The following is a 24,631-nucleotide window of genomic DNA, read 5'->3' as shown; positions in this document are numbered from 1 at the left end:
TCGGGACGGATCGCGGTGGTGATCCGCGCCGGCGCCACCGCCCGGCTCCGCCGAACACCCCGACCGCGCCCGCCCCATGCTCCGCCCGCGTCCGCCCCAGCCCCTCGGCGACCCGCTCCAGCGCCTCCTCCCAGGAGGTCGCCCCCCAGCACACCCGCCCCCCAGCACACCCACTCCGGACCGCACCAGCGGCGAGGCCGGCCGCACGCTCGACGACAGCACGGCGGGGGCCGTACGCCCCTTCCCGCACAGCGCCCCCCGGTCCACCGGAAAGTCCGCCCGTTTCCGCACCTCGACGGCCGTCCCGTCCGGGGCCGACGTCAGGTTCGTTCCGCACCGCAGGGCGCAGTACGGGCAGTGTGGGCGTCCTGGAACTCTCCGTACCGCCCAGCCTGCACCCCACGTGTTACGCCCCGCACCGCCCCCGGTTGCACACCGGGGACGCGGTGCGGGTGTCATCCGTTCAGATGCCGACGGGCGGTGCCGGTCGTCCCGAAGGTTCGGGAGTGAGCCTCGGCCTGCTCTTTCTCGGTGAAGGCCCCGTGCTCTTCCTGATGGCGCACCAGATCAGTACCGAGCAACCGGTGTCGCAGTCGACGGGCCACCGCTTCGGCGACCTGCTCGGTCGAGAGAGCGACCGTGATCCGTGTCGTGTCCGCCATGGCGCGAACATACTGCGCCATCGACGTGACGCGGTCTCGACACGACGCGGTCACCGTGCGGGCGACGGGGCGTCGATGCCGTCGAGTGCCCGCTCCACCCCCGGCTCCCTCGGCCCGAGGAAGTGCGGGTCCGGACGGAACGCCGCGTCCGCCGCCGCCTTGCCCGCGGCGAAGATCTCCCGGACGCCCCCGTAGTACCAGGTGACGTCGTGCCGGTCGTCGACACCGACGCCGTACGAGGAGACACCGGCCGCCCGGCACAGCGTGACCGCGCGGCGGATGTGGAAGCCCTGGCTGATCAGCACGGCCCGGTCCACGCCGAAGATCTTCTTCGCGCGGACGCAGGAGTCCCAGGTGTCGAAGCCCGCGTAATCGCTGACGATCCGTGTGCCGGGCACGCCGTGCCGGGTCAGATAGGCGCGCATCGCGTCCGGCTCGTCGTACTCCTCACGGCTGTTGTCGCCGGTGACCAGGACCACCTCGATCCGGCCCGTCCGGTAGAGCTCGGCCGCCGCGTTCAGTCGGCGTGCGAGATACGGCGACGGCTCCCCGTCCCACAGGCCCGCGCCGAAGACCACGGCGACGTCCGTGCGGGGCACGTCGGCGGTGGTGCGCAGGCGGCCGTCCGCCGCCAGGTGCATCCACGTCGCCGGCAGCAGCGCCAGGACGCACGCCGCCATCCCCGCCCGCACCAGCCGCCGCCGGCCGGTACGGGTGCGCGGCAGGTGCAGCAGGCGCGGTCGGCGGAACCCGCGGGTCCTCACGCGGCGCAACAGGTCAAGCATCGGACGGGCACCCTCCCCGGTCGGTCCTCGACATCGGAGACGCATCGGCACGCCCTCCGGTTCAGCCGCGCCCTGTGATCGGCTTCACGGTGAGCGGGGGAGGGGAGGGGGAGCAGTGGCTCGGACGGGCTCACGCCGGGCGCGGGCCTGCCGTGGCCCTTCTCCCCCACTGCCACGACCAGGCCCGGACGGCCCCCGCCCCCGCGCCGACGAGCCCGCCCCGGCTGCCCGACGCCGTACGGGCGGACCCGGGCCGTCGCGCCCGCTGTCACCGGGTGGCCGTAGTGTCGGAACATGGCAGGCACCGGCACCCCCGTCCCCACCGACCCCGCAGCGCAGACGCAAGAACAGGCGCGGCGGAACCACACCCCGCCCCCCGGCTACACGCCGGCCTCGCTCGCCCGCTGGGCCGCCGAACCCGACAAGCGCCCCGGGCGTACCGCCTTCCAGCGCGACCGCGCACGCGTGCTGCATTCGGCGGCCCTGCGCCGCCTGGCCGGCAAGACCCAGGTCGTCACCCCCGGAGCGGCCGACGCGGTCTGGGACGCCAGCCCCCGCACCCGCCTCACCCACTCCCTCGAGTGCGCCCAGGTGGGCCGGGAGCTCGGTGCGGCCCTCGGCTGCGACCCGGACCTCGTGGAGGCCGCCTGCCTCTCCCACGATCTGGGCCATCCGCCCTTCGGCCACAACGGCGAACAGGCGCTGAACGAGTTCGCCGAGGACTGCGGCGGCTTCGAGGGCAACGCCCAGTCGCTCCGCCTCCTCACCCGCATCGAACCCAAACGGTTCACCCCCGAAGGTTCCGTCGGCCTCAACCTCACCCGCGCCGCCCTCGACGCCGCCACCAAGTACCCCTGGCCCCGCGGGGGCCACCCCACCGACCCGGCCTCCCCGAAGTTCGGCGTCTACGAGGACGACCGCCCCGTCTTCGACTGGCTCCGCGAGGGCGCCCCCGAGGACCGCGTCTGCTTCGAGGCCCAGGTCATGGACTGGGCCGACGACGTGGCCTACTCGGTGCACGACGTGGAGGACGGCCTGCACGCCGGCCACATCGACCCCAACCTCCTGCACGCCGAGCCCGAGCGGCAGGCGGTCTTCGCCGTCGCCGTCGGCCGCTACACCGACCCCGGCACCGATCCGGCGGAACTCGCCGAGGCGCTCGACCGGCTCCTCGCCCAGGAGTGGTGGCCGCACGGCTACGACGGCACCGCGGTCGCCCAGGCCCGCCTCAAGGACGCCACCAGCCAGCTCATCGGCCGCTTCTGCCTCGCCGCCGAGGGCGCCACCCGGCAGAGGTTCGGCAGCGGCCGCCTCACCCGCTACGGAGCCGAGCTCGTCGTCCCCCGGGGGACCCGGATGGAGTGCGCCGTCCTCAAGGCGGTGGCCGACCGGTACGTCATGCAGCGCGCCGAGCAGGAACTGCTCCGCGCCGACCAGCGGGTCGTCGTCGCCGAACTGGCCGAGGCGCTCACCGCCCGCGCTCCCGACGGCCTGGACCCGCAGTTCCGCACGCTGTTCGCACGGGCCCCGGACGACCGCGCCCGCAAACGGGTGATCGTCGACCAGATCGCGTCCCTCACCGACGCCTCGGCCCGCTCGCTTCACACCCGTCTGACGGGGCAGGGTTGAGGAGGAGCCCGAAGGTGACCGTCCGTGGCCTGATCGGGTCACTCCCCCTTCCCGCACCACCCGGTGTGCGGGACGCTCACAGGTGGCGGCACCCTGAAGAGGAGGCATCACGTGGTCGACGCGGATCAGACATTCGTCATCGTCGGAGGCGGACTGGCCGGTGCGAAAGCGGCCGAAACGCTGCGAACGGAGGGCTTCACCGGCCGTGTCCTGCTGATCTGCGACGAACGCGACCACCCGTACGAGCGACCGCCCCTGTCCAAGGGCTACCTCCTCGGCAAGGAGGAACGCGACAGCGTCTTCGTGCACGAGCCCGCCTGGTACGCGCGCCACGACGTCGAGCTGCACCTCGGCCAGACCGTCGACGCCGTCGACCGCGCGGCGAAGACCGTCCGCTTCGGCGAGGACGGCACCACCGTCCGCTACGACAAACTGCTGCTGGCCAACGGCGCCGAGCCCCGCCGCCTGGACATCCCGGGCACCGGCCTGGCCGGCGTCCACCACCTGCGCCGCCTCGCGCACGCCGAACGCCTCAGGGGCGTCCTGACCTCCCTCGGCCGTGACAACGGCCACCTGGTGATCGCCGGCGGCGGCTGGATCGGCCTGGAGGTCGCGGCGGCGGCCCGCGAGTACGGCGCGGAGGTCACCGTCGTGCACCGGGGGCAGACCCCGCTGCACTCGGTCCTCGGCCCCGAGCTCGGCCAGCTCTTCGCCGACCTGCACAGCGAGCACGGCGTCCGCTTCCACTTCGGCGCCACCCTCACCGAGATCACCGGGCAGGACGGCATGGTCCTCGCCGCCCGCACCGACGACGGCGAGGAGCACCCGGCGCACGCCGTCCTCGCGGCGATCGGCGCCGCCCCGCGCACCGGCCTCGCCCGGGCGGCGGGCCTGGAGATCGCCGACCGCGCGGACGGCGGCGGCATCCTGGTCGACGAGCGGCTGCGCACCTCCGACCCGGACATCCACGCGGCCGGTGACGTCGCCTCCTTCCCGCACGCCCTGTTCGGCACCCGGATGCGCGTCGAGCACTGGGCCAACGCCCTCAACGGCGGCCCGGCCGCGGCCCGCGCCATGCTCGGCCGGGAGGTCACGTACGACAGGGTGCCGTACTTCTTCAGCGACCAGTACGACCTGGGGATGGAGTACTCCGGCTGGGCACCCCCGGGCTCCTACGACCAGGTCGTGATCCGGGGCGACTCGGGCAAGCGGGAGTTCATCGCGTTCTGGGTGGGGGAGGGTAGGGTGCTGGCCGGGATGAACGTCAACGTGTGGGACGTCACGGACCCGATCCAGCGGCTGATCCGCTCCCGGACCCCGGTGGACACGGACGCCCTGGCCGACCCGCACGTCCCGCTGGAAAGCCTCGCCCCCTGACCGGGGCGGACGCCTCGGACCCGGCTCCCGGCGGACCACCGTAGACTTCCAGCGTGGCTGGACGGATCAACGACGAGGACGTGAAGGCGGTACGGGACGCGGTCCCGATCGACGCCGTGGTGTCCGAGTACCTCCAGCTGCGCGGCGCCGGCGGCGGCAACCTCAAGGGCCTGTGCCCGTTCCACGACGAGAAGTCGCCGTCCTTCCAGGTGAGCCCGAGCAAGGGCCTCTTCCACTGCTTCGGCTGCCAGGAGGGCGGCGACACCATCACGTTCGTGATGAAGGTCGACCACCTCTCCTTCTCCGAGGCGGTCGAACGCCTCGCCGCCCAGGCCGGCATCACCCTGCGCTACGAGGAGGGCGGGTACAACCCGGCCCACCAGCGCGGCGAGCGCATCCGCCTGATCGAGGCCCACCGGATCGCCGCCGACTGGTACGTGGAGCAGCTCGCGACCTCCCCCGAGGCGGACACCGGCCGCACCTTCCTCGCCGAGCGGGGCTTCGACCAGGAGGCCGCCCGGCACTTCTCCGTCGGCTACAGCCCCCAGGGCTGGGACCACCTCACCCGCTTCCTGCGCGGCAAGGGCTTCACCGACAAGGAGCTGCTGCTCTCCGGCCTGTCCCAGGAGGGCCGCCGCGGCCCCATCGACCGCTTCCGCGGCCGGCTGATGTGGCCCATCCGCGACATCGGCGGCGAGGTCGTCGGCTTCGGCGCCCGCAAGCTCTACGAGGCGGACAACGGGCCCAAGTACCTCAACACCCCCGAGACGGCGATCTACAAGAAGTCCCAGGTGCTGTACGGCATCGACCTGGCGAAGAAGGACATCGCCAAGTCGTCCCGCGCGGTCGTCGTCGAGGGCTACACCGACGTCATGGCCTGCCACCTGGCCGGCGTCACCACCGCCATCGCGACCTGCGGCACCGCCTTCGGCAACGACCACATCAAGATCCTGCGCCGGCTGCTGATGGACAACGGCTCGGCCCGGGTGATCTTCACCTTCGACGGTGACGCGGCCGGCCAGAAGGCGGCCCTGCGCGCCTTCGAGGACGACCAGAAGTTCGCCGCCGAGACCTACATCGCCATCGCGCCCGACGGCATGGACCCCTGCGACCTGCGCCTGGCCAAGGGTGACGACGCGGTCGCCGACCTCACCGAACCCCGCACCCCGCTCTTCGAGTTCGCGCTCCGCCACATCGTGAACCGCTACGACCTGGACACCCCGGCCGGCCGCGCCGCCGCCCTCGACGAGGCCGCCCCGGTCGTCGCCCGCATCAAGAACAGCGGCGCCCAGCACGAGGTCGCCGTCCAGCTCGCCGGCATGCTCGGCATCCTCGACACCCAGTTCGTGGTCAAGCGGGTGGCGCAGCTCGCCCGCTGGGCCCGCGACCGCGGCGGCAAGGGCCCCGCCCCCGACCGGCAGCAGCGCGACGGCGCCGGCCCGCAGCAGTACGCCTCCGGCCCGGCACCCGCACCCGCGCGGGGCCCCGCCCTCAACCTCCGCAACCCCGTCTTCGCCACCGAGCGGGAACTGCTCAAGCTCGCCCTCCAGCACCCCGCGCTGGTCTCCCCGGCCTTCGACGCCTACGGCGTCGACGAGTTCACCGCCCCGGTCTACGCGGCCGTGCGCCAGGCCGTCCTGGAGGCGGGCGGCGCGGAGTACGGCGCCCAGGACCCGCAGGAGTACCTGATCCGGGTCCGCGACGCCGCCCCCGACGACACCGTCCGCGCCATGGTCACCGAACTCGCCGTCGAGGCGATCATGCTGCACCGGGGCGTCAAGGAGGTCGACGAGAACTACGCGGGCGCCCAGCTGGTCACCGTCCGCCGCCGTGCCGTCGAGCGCCGCGTCCGCGAGATCGCCGGCCGGCTGACCCGCCTCGCCTCCCAGGGCGACCCCGCCGAACTGGCCTCCGTGCAGAACGAACTGTGGGTCCTCCAGCAGTACGACCAGTCCTTGCGCGAGCACGGCGCGGCGGCCCTGTAGACGGGATGTGACCGCCGGGTCACCGCGCGGACGCAAAAAGTCATCGCACGCCCCTCGTGGGGGCGATGTGTCGTACCCCACACTGGGGTGCGGTGCCTGAGTCCTCGGAGCGCGGCCGACCCGTCCTCGACGGGTCCGGGACCCCCGCGGCCCCGCTCATCGCGTACGGGACGGACAGCGGCGAGGCCGCCGACTCCGCTCCCGAAGTACCGCTGCCGCCCTCCCCGGCAGCGATCATCCTGGAGGTCGCCCCCGTGCAGACCCAGATCCAGAGCTTCCCCCGGACCGACACGAGCACGGTCGGCGCGCAGCCGGAGGCGGACGTCCTGGTGGCCATGCCCGCGCAGAGCCGGCCCGCGCGCCACCCCGAGACGGAGCCCGAACCGCCGTCCGCGGCGCTCGGGCCGGCCGAGCAGGTCGAGCCGGCCCCGCCACCGGCGCGCACCGAGTCCGGCAGCCCCTCCTCGGACCTGTTCCGCCAGTACCTGCGGGAGATCGGCCGCATCCCCCTGCTCACCGCGGCCGAGGAGGTCGAACTCGCCCGCCGGGTCGAGGCCGGGCTGTTCGCCGAGGAGAAGCTGCGCCGCACCCCCGACCTGGACAGCAGCCTCGCCCTCGACCTGGACCGGCTCGTCGTCATGGGCCGGATGGCCAAGCGGCGGCTGATCGAGGCCAATCTGCGGCTCGTCGTCTCCGTCGCCAAACGGTACGTGGGCCGCGGGCTGACCATGCTGGACCTGGTGCAGGAGGGCAACCTCGGTCTGATCCGGGCCGTGGAGAAGTTCGACTACGCGCGCGGCTACAAGTTCTCCACCTACGCCACCTGGTGGATCCGCCAGGCCATGTCCCGCGCGCTGGCCGACCAGGCCCGCACCATCCGCGTCCCCGTGCACGTCGTCGAGCTCATCAACCGCGTCGTCCGCGTCCAGCGGCGCATGCTGCAGGAACGCGGCTACGAACCGACCGCGAGCGAGGTCGCCGACCACCTCGACCTGGCCCCCGAGCGGGTCGGCGAGGTGCTGCGGCTCGCCCAGGAACCGGTCTCCCTGCACGCCCCGGTGGGCGAGGAGGACGACGTGGCCCTCGGCGACCTCATCGAGGACGGCGACGCCACGAGCCCCGTCGAGTCGGCCGCGTTCCTGCTGCTCCGGGAGCACCTGGAGGCGGTGCTGTCGACGCTGGGGGAGCGGGAGCGCAAGGTCGTCCAGCTGCGGTACGGGCTGGTCGACGGGCGCCCGCGCACGCTGGAGGAGATAGGCCGCATCTTCGGCGTGACGCGGGAACGCATACGCCAGATCGAGTCCAAGACCCTGAACAAACTGAGGGACCACGCTTTCGCCGACCAGCTGCGCGGCTACCTGGACTGAGCTTCTTTCGCCCCCGCCGCCCCTTCCCTCCCCCAAGCTCTCGGCTTCGCTCGAGCAGGGGGGACCCCCATCGTCCCTGGGGGCTGCGCCCCCGGACCCCCCTTCGGCCCTGCGGGCCTCGTCCTCGAACTCCGGACGGGCTGAAATCAGCCCCTCCGGAGTTCGAGGAGCGGGGTCAGGGGCGGCGGGGGCGAGGAGAGTCAGTCCACCTCCGCGACCGCCTGCGCGAACTGGGCCTTGTACAGCCGGGCGTACGCCCCGTCCGCGGCCAGCAGCTCCTGATGCGAGCCCTGCTCCACGATCGCGCCGTTCTCCATGACGAGGATCGTGTCCGCGTCCCGGATCGTGGAGAGCCGGTGCGCGATGACGAACGACGTACGCCCGTGCGCCAGTTTGGCCATCGCCTTCTGGATCAGCACCTCGGTGCGGGTGTCCACGGAACTCGTCGCCTCGTCCAGCACCAGGATCACCGGATCGGACAGGAACGCCCGCGCGATGGTGATGAGCTGCTTCTCCCCCGCGCTGACCCCACTGCCCTCGCCGCCCTCGGCACCCTCGTCGGCGAGCACCGTGTCGTACCCGTCGGGCAGGGTGCGGATGAACCGGTCGGCGTGGGCCGCCCGCGCCGCCTCCTCGATCTCGCCGCGGGTGACCTCGCGCGCGGCCCCGTAGGCGATGTTCTCCGCGATGGTGCCGCCGAACAGCCAGGTGTCCTGGAGCACCATGCCGATCCCGGCGCGCAGCTCGTCCCGGGACATGCGCGCTATGTCGACGCCGTCGAGCGTGATGCGCCCGCCGGACACCTCGTAGAACCGCATCAGCAGGTTGACCAGCGTCGTCTTGCCGGCGCCGGTCGGGCCGACGATGGCCACCGTGTGCCCCGGCTCGACCGTCAGCGACAGGTCCTCGATCAGCGGTTTCTCGGGGTCGTAGCGGAACGCCACGTGCTCCAGCGCCACCCGCCCGCGCGGCTCGGCCGGCCTCTCGGCCGGCGAGACGTCGGCCGACTGCTCCTCGGCGTCCAGCAGTTCGAAGACCCGCTCGGCCGACGCGACACCCGACTGCACCAGGTTCGCCATCGAGGCGACCTGCGTCAGCGGCATCGAGAACTGCCGCGAGTACTGGATGAACGCCTGCACGTCACCGATGGACAGCGAACCCGACGCGACCCGCAGTCCGCCGACGACCGCCACCAGCACGTAGTTGAGGTTCGACACGAAGAGCATCAGCGGCTGCATGATGCCGCTGTTGAACTGCGCCTTGAAACCGGCCTCGTACAGCGCGTCGTTCTGCTCGGCGAACTGCTTCGCCGACTCCTCCTGCCGCCCGAACACCTTCACCAGGGTGTGCCCGGTGTACATCTCCTCGATGTGCGCGTTGAGCGTTCCGGTCGTACGCCACTGCTGCACGAAGTGCGGCTGCGACCGCTTGCCCACGCGGGTGGCGACCACGAACGACAGCGGCACGGTGACCAGCGCGACCAGCGCGAGGATCCAGGAGACGTAGAACATCATCGCCAGCACACCGACGATGGTCAGCAGCGAGTTGATCAGCTGGCCCATCGTCTGCTGGAGCGTCTGCCCGAGGTTGTCGATGTCGTTGGTCGCCCGGCTCAGCACCTCACCGCGCTGCCGCTTGTCGAAGTACGACAGCGGCAGCCGCGACAGCTTCGCCTGCACGTCCTCGCGCATCCGGTACATGGTGCGGTTCACGGCCCCGTTCACCAGCCGCGTCGCCACCGCCATCAGCAGACCGGCGACCCCGAACACCGCCAGCGCGAGCCCGAGGACACCGCCCACGGCGGTGAAGTCGATGCCGTGGCCCGGGGTGAAGTCGGTGCCGCGGAGCATGTCGGCGACATCGCCCTCACCGCGCGCCCGCATCGCGTCGAGCACCTGCTCCTTGGTGGCCCCGGACGGCATGTCCCGTCCGACGACGCCCTCGAAGACCAGGTCGGTGGCCCGGCCGAGGATCTTCGGCCCGACCACGCTGAGGCCCACGCTCAGCACCGTGCAGGCCAGCAGCACGCAGAGGGTCAGGCGTTCCGGCTTGAACCGGGCGACGAGCCGTCTGCCCGACTCCTTGAAGTTCAGCGACTGCTGGTCGGGGCCGCCCCCGGCCATCATCCGCGATGCTCCCGCCATCAGGCGGCCTCCGCTTCCGTCAGCTGGGAGAGCACGATCTCCCGGTAGGTCTCGTTGTCCGCCATCAGTTCGTGATGCCGGCCGGTGCCGACGATCCGGCCCTCGTCCAGGACCACGATCCGGTCGGCGTCCCGGATGGTCGCCACCCGCTGGGCGACGATCACCACCGTCGCCTCGGCGGTCTCCTCGGCCAGCGCCGCGCGCAGGGCCGCGTCGGTGGCGTAGTCGAGTGCGGAGAAGGAGTCGTCGAAGAGGTAGATCTCCGGGCGCCGCACCAGCGTCCGCGCGATCGCCAGGCGCTGGCGCTGACCGCCGGACACATTGGTCCCGCCCTGTGCGATCGGCGCGTCGAGCCCGCCCTCCAGCCGCTCGACGAACTCCTTGGCCTGTGCGACCTCCAGCGCGTGCCACAGCTCCGCGTCGGTGGCGTCCGGATCGCCGTACCGCAGGTTGGTCGCCACCGTCCCCGCGAACAGGTACGGCTTCTGCGGCACCATCCCCACCGTCCTCGCCAGCAGCGCCGGGTCGAGGTCCGCGACGGGCACGCCGTTCACCAGCACCTCGCCCTCGGTCGCGTCGAACAGCCGGGGGACCAGCCCGAGCAGGGTGGACTTGCCGCTGCCGGTCGAACCGATGACGGCGGTGACCTCACCGGGGCGGGCCACCAGGTCGACCGACTTCAGCACCGGCTCCTCGGCCCCCGGATAGGAGAAGCCGCCGCCCCGGATCTCCAGATGACCGTGCCGGCGCAGCTCGGTGACGGGCTCGGTGGGCGGCACCACACTCGAGGAGGTGTCCAGCACCTCCTGGATGCGCTCCGCGCACACCTCGGCCCGCGGCACCATCATGAACATGAAGGTGGCCATCATCACCGACATGACGATCTGCATCAGATAGGCGAGGAACGCGGTCAGATCGCCGATCTGCATCCCGCCGCTGTCGATCCGGTGCGCACCGAACCACACCACCGCGATCGACGACAGGTTCACCACCGTCATCACCACGGGGAACATCAGCGCCAGCAGATTGCCGGCGCCCAGCGACACCTCGGTCAGCTCGGCGTTGGCCTTCTCGAACCGCCGCTGCTCGTACGCGTCCCGGACGAACGCCCGGATCACCCGGTTGCCGGTGATCTGCTCGCGCAGCACCCGGTTCACCGTGTCGAGCCGCTCCTGCATGGCCCGGAACAGCGGACGCAGCCGCCGGACGATCAGCGTCACGCAGATCCCCAGCACCGGTACCACCGCCACCAGCACCCCGGACAGAGGAACGTCCAGACCGAGCGCCATCACGATGCCGCCCACACACATGATCGGTGCCGACACCATCAGGGTGAACGACATCAGCACCAGCATCTGCACCTGCTGGACGTCGTTCGTCGTGCGGGTGATCAGCGAGGGCGCGCCGAAGTGACCGAGCTCACGCGCGGAGAACGACTGCACCCGGTCGAACACGGCCCCCCGCACGTCCCGTCCCAGGGACGCGGCGGTCCGGGCGCCGTAGTACACGGCACCGATGTTGCAGACGACCTGCGTCAGCGAGATGCCGATCATCAGGGCGCCGGCGGACAGGATGTAACCGGTGTCCCCCTTGACGACACCGTCGTCGATGATGTCGGCGTTGAGGGTGGGCAGGTAGAGCGTGGCGCAGGTCTGCAGGAACTGCAGGAGCACCAGGAGGACGATGGGTCTCTTGTACGGCCCGAGGTGGGTCCGTAGAAGTCGTATGAGCACGCTGAATCTCTCGGCTGGTCGGCGGGAGCGATCGGTTGCCCCTGGCCCCTATCGTCGGACACCCCACCGGCGTTACCTCAAGTGAATTTAATCCGCCACGCGTGCTCATGACGCGAACCTCATGACGCGAACCTCATGACGCGAACCTCATGACGCGGACCTCCGGCTCGCGTTCAGGTCCGGAACGCCCCCGGGTGGGTCTGCTCGCGCACCGACACGAACTGCTGGCGCACCGCCTGGCCCACCGCCAGGTCCTCGCCGGGCTCCAGCACCTGCGCCGCCGCCCCCTGCCAGAGCGGCGGCGTACGCGGGTCGAGGGTGCCCTGGGACACCCCGAGCGCCCAGGCCGCCTGCCGGGCGGAGCCGATCGCCGCGTAGTCCGCGGGCTGCGGCACCACCACCTGCGCCCCGAACAGCGCGGGCGCCGCCGCCTGCACCGCGGGCAGTTCCGCGGCCTGCCCCAGCAGGAACACCCGCCGGACCTCCACGCCCCGGCCGCGCAGGACGTCCAGCGCGTCCGCGAGCCCGCACAGCATGCCCTCGAACGCGGCCCGCGCCAGGTGCTCCGGCTTCATCGACTCCCGCCGCAGCCCCACCAGGGTCCCGGCGGTGTGCGGCAGGTTCGGCGTCCGCTCGCCCTCCAGGTAGGGCAGCAGCACCAGCCCGTGCGAACCCGGTGTCGACTTCATCGCGAGGTCGGACAGGCTCTCCAGATCGGGCAGCCCGAGCAGCTCCGCCGTCCCGCGCAGGGTCCGTACGGCGTTCAGCGTGGTGACGACCGGCAGATGCATCCCGGTGGCGTCCGCCAACGCGGTGATCATGCCGTTGGGGTCGTAGAGGGCCTCGGGGTGGACGGCCATGACGGACCCGGAGGCGCCCAGCGAGACGACCGCGTCGCCCAGCCCGATCCCGAGCCCGAACGCCGCCGCCATCGTCTCCCCGGTGCCGGCCGAGATCAGCAGCCCCTCCGGTGTCGCGCCGGCGGCGTCGGCCGGGCCGATCACCTCCGGCAGCATGGTCTGGTGCCCGAGCGCCAGCTCCACGAGGTCGGGCCGGTAACCGCCGGTCGCCGCCGCCCAGTAGCCGGTGCCGGAGGCCCCGCCCCGGTCGGTGGTCCGGCGCACCGGACGGCCGAGGAGCTGCCACACCAGCCAGTCGTGCGCCTGCAGCAGCACGGCGGTGCGCGCCGCGTTCTCGGGCTCGGTGCGGGCCAGCCAGCGCAGCTTGGTCACCGGGTGCGCGGCCTGCGGCACACACCCCACCGCCTGCGCCCACGCCTCCCGGCCGCCGAGCGCGTCGATCAGATCGGCCGCGGCGACCTGGGTCCGCTTGTCGGCGCCGACCATGGCGGGCCGCACGGTGTTGCCCTGGGCGTCCAGCGGCACCAGCGCGTTCGCCTGCGCGGAGACCCCGATGGCCTGCACGCCCTCCAGCAACCCGCCGCCCGCCGCCTCGCCCAGCGAGTACAGCCAGGCCTGCGGGTCGACGTCGGACGGACGGCCCGTGCCCTGGGGGTTCTCCACCGGATGTGGCGCGTACCCCTGTTTGAGCACGGTTCCGGTGTCCGCGTCACAGACGACGATACGAGTGAAATCGGGCGCACTGTCCAACCCGGCGACTATCCCCATGGCCGAAATTCTGCCGTACCCGGCGACATCACGACTCAGGACCCGTGTCGCATCGCGGGCCTCAGGTGTTGCTGGTGCCCCAGTCGTCCTCGTCGGCGCCCTGCGTGGTGCGCTCGCGCAGGGCGCGTACCCGCTGCGCCACCGAGTCGGGCATCCGGTCCCCGACCTTGTCGCTCACCACGTGGTACGCCTTGCCCGCGATGTCGCGGCCCTGCTGCGCCGCGGTCTCCGCGGTGTTGCGCACGGCGGGGTTCTGCGCGAACTGCCGCGCGGACTTCTTCAACTGCTCGTAGCGTTCGCGCCCGGCCCTCGTGCCCAGCACGTAACCCAGGACGACTCCGGCGACGAACGTGAGCCGGTAACGCATGGCGGCCACCCTTCCCTCGTGTAGGACTGTGTGCCGGACAGCACAGGTCTTCGGCGCGGCGACGACGCCGGGGAGTACCGATTGGCAAAGCACCCCCCTGCTTGCGCTAATGTATGTGTCGCAGCGAGCGCGCGCCCTCTGGCGGATACCCAGGGAGGTGCGTTCGATGCAACGAGGCATTCCTCCGTAGCTCAATTGGCAGAGCAGCCGGCTGTTAACCGGCAGGTTACTGGTTCGAGTCCAGTCGGGGGAGCTCGGTCCTCCGTAGCTCAATTGGCAGAGCAGCCGGCTGTTAACCGGCAGGTTACTGGTTCGAGTCCAGTCGGGGGAGCACGCTGAACGAGGACCCCTCAGGGGTCCTTTTTCATGCCTGTTCGCTGCTCGGGGGGAACCGTGCGGGACTGGAAGCAGTCCTCATGGTCACGAAGGCCGTGCCCAGTCGATCATTGAGGCAGGAGATCGTATGAGCGGCTATGCTGCGGCAGACGGCACGCACACCTGTGCGCGACACGCCGCTATGGGGCGGTAGCTCAGCCGGTTAGAGCAACGGACTCATAATCCGTCGGCCGTGGGTTCGAGTCCCACCCGCCCCACCAAAGCAGGCCCTTGGTCTGCGGAAACGTTCCTTTCGAGGTGACGGAGCGTCACTTTCACCCGGTCCTTGCGTCGGCTGACGCCCGTTCGACCTGTACGGACGCGGTAGCGGCACAGCTGGTGCGAGCCACGGCGGGCCGAACGTATCGCGTAAGAGCCGCAGTGTGAGGGCACTGCGAGGACATCGGTATGGGGAAAGGGACCGAGAGGGCTGCTCTCCGCCTCTTCGCTGCGTCACGCTGTCGCGATCACCGTCCCCGGGACAGCACGTCGGTGCCGGAGCTCTACCGCAGTGCCCTGCACTCGCAATCCGGCAGGCCGAGTTCCTCGCTTCGGCGGATGTCAGGCGGGGGCGGACGCCCGGCGATGCCGCCGTCACCGTTCCCGCCGGCGAAGCGCGGATACGGACCTGGCGGATGACGGCGCTGCGCGACCGGTGAAGCCCGCGCGCTGCTGGCGGTGCCGGTCCGCTCCCTGGAAGCGCTGCGGGTGTTCGACCTGCCCCACGGTCCTCATCGGCGCGCGGAAGAGCCGGTGACACGGCGTGGGAGCGCAGGGGAGGCGGGTGGCTCCTCGCTGGGTGACCATGGGACGCGGACGGTGGCGACAGCGGTGGTGGGAGGTGGGGAGAAGGGCGAGCGGTGACGACTGACGAGATCCTCTTCGGCGTGGGCCTGACGTTCGTACTCGCGGTCGGCTCCCAGGTGGTTGCCGCACGTGTGCGGGTTCCGGCGCTGATCATCCTGCTCCCGGCGGGTTTCGTCGCGGGCGCCCTGACCGACGACATCCACCCCGACCGGCTGCTGGGTGCGGCCTTCGAGCCCCTGGTGTCGCTCGCCGTGGCGGTGATCCTGTACGAGGCCGGGCTCGGGCTCGACCCGCGCAAGCTCCGGGGGCGGACGCGCCGCATCGTGGTCAGGCTGATCGTGGCCGGCGTGGTCCTGTCATGGGTGACCGTCGCGCTGCTCGCCGGGCCGTTGCTGGGGATGTCCGTCGACGCGGCGGCGATGCTCGGGGCGATCCTCGTGGTCTCCGGGCCGACGGTCGTCGGGCCGCTGCTCGCCTTCGTCCGGCCGACCGACCGGCTCCAGCGGATCCTCGCCTGGGAGGGCTCCCTGGTGGACCCGGTGGGGGCCATTCTGGGGGCCCTCGTCTTCGCCGCCGTCCTGGAGCACAGCCACCACAGGCACTTCGGCAGTGGGGCGGTGCAGTTCGCGGTCAGCGTCGGGGTCGGTCTGGCGGGAGCCGTGGTGGGCACGGCGCTGCTGTGGCTGCTGCTGGTCGAGCTCCGACCCGGTGAGGTGCTCGCCGCCACCGGACAGCTGGCCACGGTGATCGCGGTGGCCGCGGCCTGCGACATGGTCCGTGACGACACCGGGCTCATCGCCGCCATCCTCATGGGCCTCGCGGTGACCTACCTGCCCGGCTTCGACATGCCCGAGCGCCGTCCCTTCCTCGAGACGCTGGTCCAGCTGGTCATCGGGTTGCTGTTCGTCTCCATCTCCTCCACGGTCACCCCGGACTCCCTGAGCGGTGTGGTCCTTCCGACACTCGGCATCGTCGCGGTCCTCGTCCTGCTCACGCGTCCGCTCGCGGTGTGGTCGGCCACGCTCGGCACGGGCCTCACACGCGGCGAGCGCGGCTTCCTCGCGTGGATGGCCCCGCGCGGCATCGTGGCCGCGGCCAACGCGTCGACCTTCTCCGTCGGTCTCGTCGCGGCCGGTGTCGACGGGGCTTCGAAGATCCTCCCGGTCGCGTTCCTGGTGATCGCCGCGACCGTGACGCTCTACGGCCTGACCGCGGTACCCGTGGCCCGGCGCCTGGGTGTCACCCGCTCCACCCGCGCCCGGCCCCTGCTGGTCGGCGGTGATCCGTGGACGGTGGCTCTCGGGCGCGCACTGCGCTCGGCGGGGCTGGAGGTGCTGATGTGGGCGAGCTCCGAGGAACAGCGCGGGCACATCCGGGAAGCAGGACTGGAACTGGCCCCTGGAGAGCTGCTGGCAGCGGCCACCGGACGCGGCGCCCGGCTCGAAGGCATCACCTCGGTGCTGCTCCTCACGGACGAAGACGATTTCAACGCCTTGGCGGCAACGGTGCTGCGCCGCGGCGGAAATGTTCCGGTCTACCGCCTCGGACCGCGCAGTCGCGAGTACGGAGTCGTCGCCCCCTACGGCAGTGGTGAGACCCTGCTCGCTCCGGAACTCACCCGTCTCGCCGTCTCCCAGCGGTACGCACAGGGGGCCCGTATCGTGGCGCGGCCTTTCGACGGCACGGTCCCGCACCAGCACGACATGCTGCTCCTGGTGCGTCCCGGGGGCCGACTGGTGCCCGCCGACGGCGGTGGCACACCCACACCGCAGCCCGGTGACGTCGCTGTCATGATCGGGTTCGTACCGGATCACCCCGCTACCCCTCAGGAGCCTCCCGGACCCGTCTCCGGATGAGGCGAGGGCAGGCCCGCCGCGGCCGGAGCCCGGCCGCGGCGGGCCTGCGGCCTTTCGCCGGTGCGCCGTACGGGTGGCGGCCCGCGGACCGTCGGCGGCCGGGCCGTCGGGCGTGGACCAGCCGGGTTCTGACATCCACGTCGGTGGCCTCGGCGAGCGGGCGGCTCACGTTGTGGTGACGACGCAGGACCCAGCGGAGCGGTTGCGCGATCTGCCCCTCGGACAGGATGCCGGAGGCGCACCGGTGGAGCAGCGGCTGGAAGAGGTGGTGCGCGCGGCGGCCGACCACGGTCACCGCGACCGGTGACCGCCGCAGGGCACGAGCGGCGAACAGCCCGGCGGGCCCTCCGCCGAGGACCACCACCCTGCGGGGCGTGACGTGGTCCTGCACCGGGGATCAGCCGCCGGTGGCGAAGCCGGGGAAGAGCGTCATCCCGCCGTCGACGTAGAGCGTGCAGCCCACGACGTAGTCGAGCAGGTCGGAGGCCAGGGCGACGACGGCGCCCGCGATGTCGTCCGGGTCGCCCACGCGGTGGTACGGGATGAGGCGCAGCAGGTCGGCCTCGGCCTCGGGGGTGGACCAGGCGTCGCGGTTGATCGGGGTGCGGATGGCGCCGGGGGCGATCGCGTTGACCCTGATCCGCTGGGGGGCCAGCTCCTGGGCGAGGGTCTGCATCAGCATGCCCACACCGCCCTTGGAGGAGGCGTAGTTCACGTGCCCCGACCACGGGACGATCTGGTGGACCGAGCTCATGCAGATGATCTTCCCGGCCGACCGGGACACCTCCTCCACGACGCCGCGCCGCACGAACTCCTTGGCGGCCTCCCGCGCGCACAGGAACTGGCCGGTCAGATTGACGTCGATGACCTTCTGCCACTGGGCGAGCGTCATCTCCGTCACCGGCGCGTCCCGCTGGAGACCCGCGTTGGCCACCATGATGTCGATGGTGCCGAACTCCTCGACCATCCGCGCGACCATGGCGGTCACCTGGTCCTCGTCGGACACGTCGGCCTCGTGGGCGTAGGCGCGGACCCCGAAGCGCTCGATCTCCGCCACGACCTTGTCGGCCTCGTCCGCACCGACGACGTAGTTCACCACGACGTCCGCTCCGGCCCGGCCCAGGGCGACGGCGGTCGCCAGGCCGATGCCCGAGTTGGCACCGGTCACCAGCGCCTTCTGGCCCCTGAGGAGCTGCGCGGACATCGCCCCGCGGTTCACGTCGCCCTTTCCTGCCACCACGATCTCTCCTACGGCGTTTCGACAGATCACGCACACCAGGAACGGGCGACGTGGACGACACAGGAGTCGTCGCGCACCCCGCGCCCCGACCCAAGTGCCCTGCGCCGCAGGCAGGACACACCGGCGCGCCACGCGGCCGCATCGGGCCGGGCACGCCACACGGGCGACTCATGAGAGTGCGGTCGCCCCGGACCCGGCACCCGGAGGCCGTCCCTCCGGCGAGGGAGGCAGACGCAAGTCCAGCGGGTGCGCGTCTTTGCACAGCTGGGCCGCGAGTCCCGGGCACGGGCCGTCGGCCAGAGCGGACGCCGCGTTCATCGGCTCACTGATGCCGCGTACGAAGGACCTCCGCGTGAGCGCGCTGCCGACGGTCCCGCCGGACCTCGACGGGGACGGCGAACCGCGGCCGGACGTGCCGGTGGGCGGACCCCCTGATCCACCACCGCCGAGGTGACGGCTCAGGGCAGGTGGCGGGCGAGGGCCGTGGCCAGGGCCTCCCGTACCTCCTCAGGAGGGCGGGGGCCCGCCCGGCCGGCACCGGCGGTGACGGCCGCGGCGACCGTGCGGAGCCCGGTGCCGGACAGTTGGGACGCCTCGCGCAGGACGCGCCAGGCGGTGTCCGAGCTGCAGCCGTGGGAGGCCATGAGGATGCCGCGGGCCCGGTCGATCACCGGCCGGGCGGCGATGGCCTGCCGGAGCTGCTCGACCTCCTCCGTCATGTGCGCCCGGTCCGTCCCGTGCGGGGCCGGGGTGGAGGGCGCGGGAGCGCCGCCGCGGCGCGGGGGCCGCAGCGGGTCGGTGGTGTCCAGGCCGACGAGTTCCAGGAGGCGGCGCGGCTGACCGGTCCAGCGGGTGGCCGTGACCGGCACCGACCGCCGACGGCCGTGGTCGCGCAGCACGTCCAGGAACCGCAGCCCCGCCGTGTCCATGAAGCGCACCCCGCTCATGTCCAGGTCGACCCGGGCCGTGCGGGCGGGCAGCTGGGACAGCTTCTCGGCGAGGGTGTCCGCGCATCCCCGGACGAGTTCACCGCGCGGGGTGAGCAGGGCCCGGTCGGCGTCCATGCGCCCGCCGATGACCAGGACGTCGTGCCGTCCGGAGGAAGGGGATGGTGCCGCGGAGGTCATGTCACCGCCTCGTCGGTACCCGTACGTGGCCGGGCGTCGGGTTCGGTCGCCGTGGACCGGGCGGCGGGCAGAGCGGGGTCCGGGCTGCGCTCGCGGATGCGCCTGCCCGCTGTGCGACGTCCTACACCCCCGCTTTTCGAACCGGCGTGATCCCGGCGGCACGGGGCGGTGACCGGGTGCGGTCGTGCACCGGGACGACGGGGAGCGTGGCCGCACCTCGACCCCGGAGCCGGATCGGCGGGCGCGGGGCGGGGCGGGCTCCCGTGCGGCCGGCCGCGCCGCGCGGCGTTCTGCGGGCAGGCGGCCGCGGGCCGTGCGGTGGGCGGGGTCCCGGTCCTCCGGGCGGCCCCGGTGACGTCCGCTGCCCGAGCCGGCTGCCGGAACCGCGTGCCCGGGTCAGGTGGCCAGGGGATCCAGGACCAGGGGGGCGATCTTGCCCTCGATCATGGCGCCCAGGCCCTGGACGGCGCAGATGTCCGGCCGCTCGGCGATGTGGACGGGCATGCCCGTCGCCTGCCGCAGCATCTGGTCGAGACCCGGCAGCAGGGCGCTCCCGCCGACCATCATGATCCCGCGGTCGGCGAGGTCGGCGACCAGGTCGGGCGGGCAGCCCCGCAGCACCTTGCCGATCCCGTCCAGCACCGCGGTCAGCGGGGTCTGGATGGCGTGCCGCACGGCGGCCGTGTCGACCTTGACCGAGCGGGCCAGGCCGGTGGCGACGTCCCGGCCGTGGATCTCCGTCGACTCCGGGCCGTGCGGGGTGAGCCCGTTGCCGGACAGGGCCAGCTGCAACGGCCGTACGGACTGGCTCGGCAGCATCAGTTCGTGCTGGTGGCGCAGGTGCTGGACGATGGCGTTGTCCACGGCGTCACCGCCGACCGGCATGCGCTCGGCCGTCACGATCGACCCGAGGGAGAGCACGGCCACCTGCGTGGTCGCCGCCCCGCACACCATGATCATGGTGGCCTCGGGACGTTCCACCGGCAGCCCGCAGCCGACGGCGGCGGCGATGAGCGTGTCGACCAGCTCCACCCGGCGCGCGCCCAGCCCCACCAGGGTCTCGATCGCGGCGCGCTGGGCGAGCGGATCGGCGTCGTGCGGGGTGCAGGCGGCGGCGCGCAGGCCCGGCCTGCGGCGCAGCGTGCGGCGGATCCTGTCGCCGAGCAGATGGCGCAGCATCCGCTGCGCCATCTCGATGTCGACGACGGTGCCGCCGGAGACGGGCCGTACGACGCGGATGTAACCCGGGGTCCGTCCCGTCATCCGCTCCGCGAGTTCCCCGACCGCGATCAGCGCGCCGCTGCGGGTGTTCACCGCGGCGGCGGACGGCTGGTCCACGACGAGACCGGCACCCTTGACGTAGACCCGGGTACGGGCCGCTCCCAGGTCGACGGCGAAGTGGCAGCGGCGCAACTGCTCCAGGCTGGCGGTCACGGCAGATCCTCCCGAGTGCGCGGTCCCGCGGGCCGCCGGGCGGCGGACCTCATGACCATCCTGCGCGGATTCAGGGGCGTCCGCTCGTTATGGAGGGCCGGTCGGGGGGCCGCTGAACGGGGGATATCGGGTGCGGCGGGGCTGCCGGTCAGCCGTCGCGCAGCGCCCGCTTCATGATCTTCCCCATGTCGTTGCGGGGGAGCGCGGCGAGGAGGTGCAGCACCCGGGGGCGTTTGTGCGGGGCCAGACGGCGGGCGACGTGGTCGGCCAACTCCTCGAGGGAGGGCGGTGCCTGGGGGGCTGCGGGGACGATCCACGCCACGATCCGCTCGCCCAGGTCGGCGTCCGGCTCCCCGGTCACCGCCGCCTCCCGGACCCCGGGGTGTTCCAGCAGCGCGTTCTCGATCTCCCCGGCGCCGATCTTGTAACCCCCGCTCTTGATCAGGTCGGTGGCCTTGCGGCCGACGATCCGGACGTAGCCGTCGGCGTCGCGCACCGCCATGTCACCGGTGCGGAACCAGCCGTCGGCGGTGAAGGCGTCCGCGGTGGCCTCCGGTCGGTTCAGGTACTCGGTGAACAGGTTCGGACCGCGCACCTGGATCTCGCCCACGGTCTCCCCGTCGTACGCCGTCACCGGCACCGTGTTCTCTTGGTCCTCCTCACCCTCCGCACCCTCTTCCACCAGTCGCAGCTCCACGCCCGGCAGCGGCACGCCCACCGTGCCGGGGCGGGCCTCGCCGTCCGCGCGGACGCTGGTGTTCATCAGCGTCTCCGTCATGCCGTACCGCTCGACGACCCGGCGCCCGGTCGCCGCCGCGATCCGCTCGTGGTCGTGCACGGGCAGCGCCGCCGACCCCGACACCAGCAGCCGCGCCCCGGCCAGGGCCTTGACCAGCTCCGGCTCGGTGGGCAGCGCCTCCGCGACGCGGTGGTACATCGTCGGCACCCCGAACAGCATGGTCGCGCCGCCGCTCAGCTCACGGGTCACCCCCTCGGTGCTGAACCTGCCGAGGTGACGCACCGAGCCGCCGCGGCGCAGCGGGCCCAGGACGCCCAGGACCAGCCCGTGCACGTGGAACAGCGGCAGTCCGTGCACCAGGACGTCGTCGCCGGTCCACTGCCAGGCGTCGGCGAGCGCGTCCAGGGTCGAGGCGATCGCGCGGCGGGGGATGACGGCGCCCTTGGGCGGGCCGGTGGTGCCGGAGGTGTAGACGACCAGGGCCGGGTCCTCGTCCCGCCTCCGGTCCTCGGGGAGGGGACGATCGCCCGGGGCCCGGTCGGCCGGGTCGACGTCCAGGCGGGGCAGGCCGTCCAGCGGGGCGGGGAGGTCCTCGCCGGGGGCGGCGAGGACCAGGTCCGGGGCGCTGTCGGACAGGATGTGGCCGAGCTCCTTCCCGCCCGACCGGGGGTTCAGGGGCACCACGGTCACCCCGGCGAGCAGCGCCGCGGTGACCGCGACCGCCGTCTCCAGCGTCGGCGTCGCCCAGACGGCGACCCGCCGCGCCTCCCGCACGCCGTCGGCCACCGCGCCGGCCGCGGCGGCGAGTTCCCCGTACGTCAGTGAGCGCTCGCCGAACCGCAGGGCGGGCCGGTCGGCGGCCGGGGCGTCGATCAGGGCCGGGAAGAGAGAGGACACGCGTCGTAACTCCTTAACCGTTCGGCTGCGCGGCCGTCGTTCCGGTTCTCGTTCCCCGGTACCACCGCGACCACGATCCCTCTCTACACCATCGACCGGACCGACGGTCGGGCGGGCCGGGGCCTGTCCGGCGGATCAGGCCGCAGGAAATCGACGGTGCCTTGTCAGCCCGGGTGAGCGGGGGCGACGGGGGCGCCCCCGCTCATGGGGGTCCCTCCCGTTCATGGGGGTCCCTCCCGTTCATGGGGGTCCCTCCCGCTCGAGCGAAGTCGAGAGTGGGGGAGAAGTCGAGAGTGGGGGAGAAGTCGAGAGCTCGGGGCAGGAGCCACGGCGACCGACGACGCGGCGGATGCGCGCACCCGGCCCCGCGTCTGCGGCATGATCCGCCGGGCGGGTCCTAGGGGGGACGTTTCGCGGAAGGCACGGGAGTCGTCGTTCACCGGGGGCGCTTCGGGGCGGCGGCCGTCCGGGAGGAACAGCACCGAGTTCACGTAGCGCGGGCCCCTCAGCGGGCCGTAGGGCAGGACCCGGCGGAGCAGGCCGTGCGAGGCGACGTGGGAGGTCCCGGCCTGATGGGCCTCCAGCGGGAAGCGGGCCAGCGGGACCCAGGAGCCGGCGGGCAGCACCCAGCCGTCGTAGCCCAGCAGGGACAGGTACGTCACCACGGGCGCGATCGGCTGGATGCGGGACTCCAGCTCCACGAACAGGGCCGGGCGGTCGCGAGCCAGGACGCCGGTGGCGCCGCGCAGCACCGCCGATTCGCTGCCGTCCACGTCGATCTTGACGAAGCCGACGTCCTTCAGGCCCAGTTCGTCCAGCGTGACGCAGGTGACGTCCAGGGCGTGGCCGTGGATCTCCTGGCGGACCAGGGACGAGACGCCCCGGTCGCCCACGTCGTCCGGCGGGAGCCACAGCCGGGCGACGCCGGAGCGGTCCGAGGCGGCGGCACGGATCACGCGGACGTTCGGCGGGGAGCAGGCGGTGAGCAGCCGGGCCAGGTGAGGGACCGGTTCGACGGTCACCACGCGGCGGGCGCGCCGGGCCAGCCGGTACGTCCAGGGGCCGTACCAGCCACCGACGTCCACGGCGGTGCCGCAGTCCGGTGGGCACAGCTCGGCGAGCCGGGCCAGTTCGGGCTCGAAGCGGGGGTACACGGCGCGGGCCGCGGCGGCCACCGCCCGGGTGGGCAGGAACGGCGCCGCGCGCCGCGAGAGTGGTCCGTGTGGTTCGAGGCCGGTCGTTTTGGCCGTTCGTGTGTGTCACGGGGTCGCTCCCGGGGCGCCGGGATGTCCGGTGTGGTCCGCGGACATGTGGTGGTTCGACATGTGGCCCTCGGACATATGGGCCAGCAGTCGCTCGTGTTCCTCGTCCGAGACCTGCTCACCGGAGGACGGGAGCAACTGCGGGATGCCGTCGAGGACCGGATAGCGGCGGCGCAGGCGCGGGTTGTAGAGCGCCTCCTCGAGGCCGTCGTCCCCGGCCGCGGAGGCGGCGGTGGTGAGCAGGTGCAGCGAGCCCTTGTCGAGCGGGCAGGCCAGGATCCTCAGCAGCGGGTCGTCGGGCTTCACGGTGGTGTCAACTCCTCGGTGGCGGTGGGAGATCCGGGGGCGGTGTCGTGCTTCGGCATGACCAGCAGTACGGCGACCGCGAGCACCGTGCCCGCCACCCGCAGGGCCAGCCGCAGTGGCTCGTCGGGCAGTTCCTCGCCGAACGCCAGCGTGCCGAGCACCGCCGTGTACAGGCACGTCACGGTCGTGCACACCGGCACGATCAGCGAGGCCCGGCAGCGCTGGAGCGCCGCCTGCGACAGCACCAGGCCGAACGCGCCGGTGAACAGCAGCAGGTACGGGTAGGGGGAGCGCAGCAGACCGAGCAGCGCGTCGCCGATGCCGCCGGTCGTCAGATGGCTCGACACCCCCTTGATGGCGAGCGAGCTGACCCCGTAGAGCAGGCCGACGGCGACCCCGTACTCGACGCCGGTGGTCGGCATCCGGTGCGGGTGCCGGGCGCGGCGCTCGGCGGACCGGTAGAGCCACACCCCGGCCGCCAGCGACGGCACGCACACCAGCAGGATCAGCGGGTGCGGCGCGTCCCGGCCGACGGTGTCGGCGCCCGCGCCGCCCTCCTTCAGCGACAGCACCACCATCAGCAGCGCGAGCAGGATGGCGCCCAGCGCGTACCGCTCCCGGCCGGTGGTCCGCTCGCCGAGCAGCCGCGCCGACAGCATCACCAGGAGCACCAGGCCGGAGACGAACAGGCCCTGGGCGGCGGCGATCGGCAGGGTCCGGTACACGACGAGCTGGGCACCGAAACCGGCGGCGAGGGACAGCGCGCCGGCGATCCACAGCGGGCTGCCGAGTACCAGCCGCAGCAGCCGCGCCGGCCGGTGAACCGTTACTTCGGGCAAGGTGGCGAGCGCCCGCTTCTCCAGGACGAACCCGCCGCTGTACAGGACGTTCGACACCAGGGCGGCGGCCAC

Annotated in this window: 18 protein-coding genes, 3 tRNA genes and 2 pseudogenes; 8 read left to right on the top strand and 15 right to left on the bottom strand. The window is 72.6% G+C overall.

Annotated features, from left to right (window positions below; translation table 11 throughout):
• Positions 1 to 40: 40 nt before the first annotated feature.
• The 3 genes and pseudogenes from AB0I73_RS00410 to AB0I73_RS00400 form a co-directional block, all read right to left on the bottom strand.
• Positions 41 to 342: pseudogene (locus AB0I73_RS00410) on the bottom strand (nitrite reductase); the annotation flags it as partial.
• A 113-nt stretch (positions 343 to 455) separates the two neighbouring features.
• Positions 456 to 662, bottom strand: coding sequence for a hypothetical protein (locus AB0I73_RS00405; protein WP_363032235.1), 207 nt, complete (start codon positions 660 to 662; stop codon positions 456 to 458).
• Between the two features lie 50 nt (positions 663 to 712).
• Positions 713 to 1,447 (bottom strand): ElyC/SanA/YdcF family protein, encoded by a 735-nt coding sequence (locus tag AB0I73_RS00400; RefSeq protein ID WP_363032233.1) that lies wholly within the window; start codon positions 1,445 to 1,447, stop codon positions 713 to 715.
• A gap of 294 nt (positions 1,448 to 1,741) precedes the next feature.
• Here AB0I73_RS00400 and AB0I73_RS00395 point away from each other — a divergent pair, with 294 nt between their 5' ends.
• The 4 genes from AB0I73_RS00395 (at position 1,742) to AB0I73_RS00380 (ending at position 7,805) form a co-directional block, all read left to right on the top strand.
• Positions 1,742 to 3,076, top strand: a complete 1,335-nt coding sequence (locus AB0I73_RS00395) for a deoxyguanosinetriphosphate triphosphohydrolase (RefSeq protein WP_363032231.1) — start codon at positions 1,742 to 1,744, stop codon at positions 3,074 to 3,076.
• A gap of 111 nt (positions 3,077 to 3,187) precedes the next feature.
• Entirely contained in the window at positions 3,188 to 4,453 is a 1,266-nt protein-coding gene (locus AB0I73_RS00390) for an FAD-dependent oxidoreductase (protein WP_363032229.1), read from the top strand.
• Positions 4,454 to 4,506: 53 nt separating this feature from the next.
• The gene (gene dnaG / locus AB0I73_RS00385) at positions 4,507 to 6,438 is read left to right on the top strand and encodes a DNA primase (protein ID WP_363032227.1); all 1,932 of its coding nucleotides are present in this window, start codon (positions 4,507 to 4,509) and stop codon (positions 6,436 to 6,438) included.
• Between the two features lie 92 nt (positions 6,439 to 6,530).
• The gene (locus AB0I73_RS00380; RefSeq protein ID WP_363032225.1) at positions 6,531 to 7,805 is read left to right on the top strand and encodes a sigma-70 family RNA polymerase sigma factor; all 1,275 of its coding nucleotides are present in this window, start codon (positions 6,531 to 6,533) and stop codon (positions 7,803 to 7,805) included.
• A 200-nt stretch (positions 7,806 to 8,005) separates the two neighbouring features.
• On the opposite strand, the gene AB0I73_RS00375 is transcribed toward AB0I73_RS00380, so the two are convergent.
• The 4 genes from AB0I73_RS00375 to AB0I73_RS00360 form a co-directional block, all read right to left on the bottom strand.
• On the bottom strand, positions 8,006 to 9,949 hold the full coding sequence (locus tag AB0I73_RS00375) for an ABC transporter ATP-binding protein (protein ID WP_363032223.1): 1,944 nt from the start codon (positions 9,947 to 9,949) through the stop codon (positions 8,006 to 8,008).
• Positions 9,949 to 11,682, bottom strand: a complete 1,734-nt coding sequence (locus tag AB0I73_RS00370; RefSeq protein ID WP_363032221.1) for an ABC transporter ATP-binding protein — start codon at positions 11,680 to 11,682, stop codon at positions 9,949 to 9,951. The genes AB0I73_RS00375 and AB0I73_RS00370 overlap by 1 nt, the downstream gene beginning before the upstream one ends.
• Before the next feature lie 173 nt (positions 11,683 to 11,855).
• Complete coding sequence (locus AB0I73_RS00365) at positions 11,856 to 13,310, bottom strand: FGGY family carbohydrate kinase (protein WP_109378810.1); 1,455 nt, start codon at positions 13,308 to 13,310, stop codon at positions 11,856 to 11,858.
• Between the two features lie 61 nt (positions 13,311 to 13,371).
• Complete coding sequence (locus tag AB0I73_RS00360; protein ID WP_363032219.1) at positions 13,372 to 13,677, bottom strand: YtxH domain-containing protein; 306 nt, start codon at positions 13,675 to 13,677, stop codon at positions 13,372 to 13,374.
• Between the two features lie 180 nt (positions 13,678 to 13,857).
• On the opposite strand from AB0I73_RS00360, the gene AB0I73_RS00355 reads away from it, so the two are divergent.
• The 4 genes from AB0I73_RS00355 to AB0I73_RS00340 all read left to right on the top strand — a co-directional run bounded on the left by AB0I73_RS00355 (position 13,858) and on the right by AB0I73_RS00340 (position 16,715).
• Positions 13,858 to 13,930 (top strand) — tRNA-Asn (locus AB0I73_RS00355).
• 5 nt (positions 13,931 to 13,935) lie between these two features.
• Positions 13,936 to 14,008 (top strand) — tRNA-Asn (locus AB0I73_RS00350).
• Between the two features lie 188 nt (positions 14,009 to 14,196).
• Positions 14,197 to 14,273: transfer RNA gene (locus AB0I73_RS00345), tRNA-Ile, on the top strand.
• 639 nt (positions 14,274 to 14,912) lie between these two features.
• Entirely contained in the window at positions 14,913 to 16,715 is a 1,803-nt protein-coding gene (locus AB0I73_RS00340; RefSeq protein ID WP_363032217.1) for a sodium:proton antiporter, read from the top strand.
• Here AB0I73_RS00340 and AB0I73_RS00335 read toward each other — a convergent pair.
• The 8 genes and pseudogenes from AB0I73_RS00335 to AB0I73_RS00300 all read right to left on the bottom strand — a co-directional run bounded on the left by AB0I73_RS00335 (position 16,678) and on the right by AB0I73_RS00300 (position 24,631).
• Positions 16,678 to 17,076: an FAD-dependent oxidoreductase gene (locus AB0I73_RS00335; protein WP_363032581.1), complete on the bottom strand. Its 399-nt coding sequence runs from the start codon at positions 17,074 to 17,076 to the stop codon at positions 16,678 to 16,680. The genes AB0I73_RS00340 and AB0I73_RS00335 overlap by 38 nt on opposite strands.
• A gap of 36 nt (positions 17,077 to 17,112) precedes the next feature.
• Complete coding sequence (locus AB0I73_RS00330; RefSeq protein WP_363032579.1) at positions 17,113 to 17,919, bottom strand: SDR family oxidoreductase; 807 nt, start codon at positions 17,917 to 17,919, stop codon at positions 17,113 to 17,115.
• Between the two features lie 494 nt (positions 17,920 to 18,413).
• The gene (locus AB0I73_RS00325) at positions 18,414 to 19,082 is read right to left on the bottom strand and encodes an ANTAR domain-containing protein (protein WP_363032215.1); all 669 of its coding nucleotides are present in this window, start codon (positions 19,080 to 19,082) and stop codon (positions 18,414 to 18,416) included.
• A gap of 396 nt (positions 19,083 to 19,478) precedes the next feature.
• Positions 19,479 to 20,516, bottom strand: coding sequence for a rod shape-determining protein (locus AB0I73_RS00320; RefSeq protein ID WP_363032213.1), 1,038 nt, complete (start codon positions 20,514 to 20,516; stop codon positions 19,479 to 19,481).
• Positions 20,517 to 20,664: 148 nt separating this feature from the next.
• Entirely contained in the window at positions 20,665 to 22,152 is a 1,488-nt protein-coding gene (locus tag AB0I73_RS00315; RefSeq protein ID WP_363032211.1) for an acyl-CoA synthetase, read from the bottom strand.
• Positions 22,153 to 22,604: 452 nt separating this feature from the next.
• A pseudogene (locus AB0I73_RS00310) lies at positions 22,605 to 23,327 on the bottom strand (FkbM family methyltransferase); the annotation flags it as partial.
• 84 nt (positions 23,328 to 23,411) lie between these two features.
• Complete coding sequence (locus AB0I73_RS00305) at positions 23,412 to 23,720, bottom strand: Trm112 family protein (protein WP_363032209.1); 309 nt, start codon at positions 23,718 to 23,720, stop codon at positions 23,412 to 23,414.
• Positions 23,717 to 24,631, bottom strand: a complete 915-nt coding sequence (locus tag AB0I73_RS00300) for a DMT family transporter (protein ID WP_363032577.1) — start codon at positions 24,629 to 24,631, stop codon at positions 23,717 to 23,719. Before AB0I73_RS00300 ends, AB0I73_RS00305 begins: the two co-directional genes overlap by 4 nt.

The sequence above is a fragment of the Streptomyces sp. NPDC050388 genome (assembly GCF_040655635.1).
In the GTDB taxonomy this organism is placed as follows: Bacteria; Actinomycetota; Actinomycetes; order Streptomycetales; family Streptomycetaceae; genus Streptomyces.
The sequence above is the reverse complement of the archived record's forward strand: the minus strand, read 5'-3'. Positions and strand labels throughout refer to the sequence as shown.

What these genes read in the sequence shown, in the direction of transcription:
- AB0I73_RS00330 (WP_363032579.1), bottom strand. Translation starts at nt 17,919, where the DNA reads ATGTCCGCGCAGCTCCTCAGGGGCCAGAAGGCGCTGGTGACCGGTGCC.
- AB0I73_RS00360 (WP_363032219.1), bottom strand. Translation starts at nt 13,677, where the DNA reads ATGCGTTACCGGCTCACGTTCGTCGCCGGAGTCGTCCTGGGTTACGTG.
- AB0I73_RS00325 (WP_363032215.1), bottom strand. Translation starts at nt 19,082, where the DNA reads ATGACCTCCGCGGCACCATCCCCTTCCTCCGGACGGCACGACGTCCTG.
- AB0I73_RS00365 (WP_109378810.1), bottom strand. Translation starts at nt 13,310, where the DNA reads ATGGGGATAGTCGCCGGGTTGGACAGTGCGCCCGATTTCACTCGTATC.
- AB0I73_RS00375 (WP_363032223.1), bottom strand. Translation starts at nt 9,949, where the DNA reads ATGGCGGGAGCATCGCGGATGATGGCCGGGGGCGGCCCCGACCAGCAG.
- AB0I73_RS00400 (WP_363032233.1), bottom strand. Translation starts at nt 1,447, where the DNA reads ATGCTTGACCTGTTGCGCCGCGTGAGGACCCGCGGGTTCCGCCGACCG.
- AB0I73_RS00395 (WP_363032231.1), top strand. Translation starts at nt 1,742, where the DNA reads ATGGCAGGCACCGGCACCCCCGTCCCCACCGACCCCGCAGCGCAGACG.
- AB0I73_RS00405 (WP_363032235.1), bottom strand. Translation starts at nt 662, where the DNA reads ATGGCGGACACGACACGGATCACGGTCGCTCTCTCGACCGAGCAGGTC.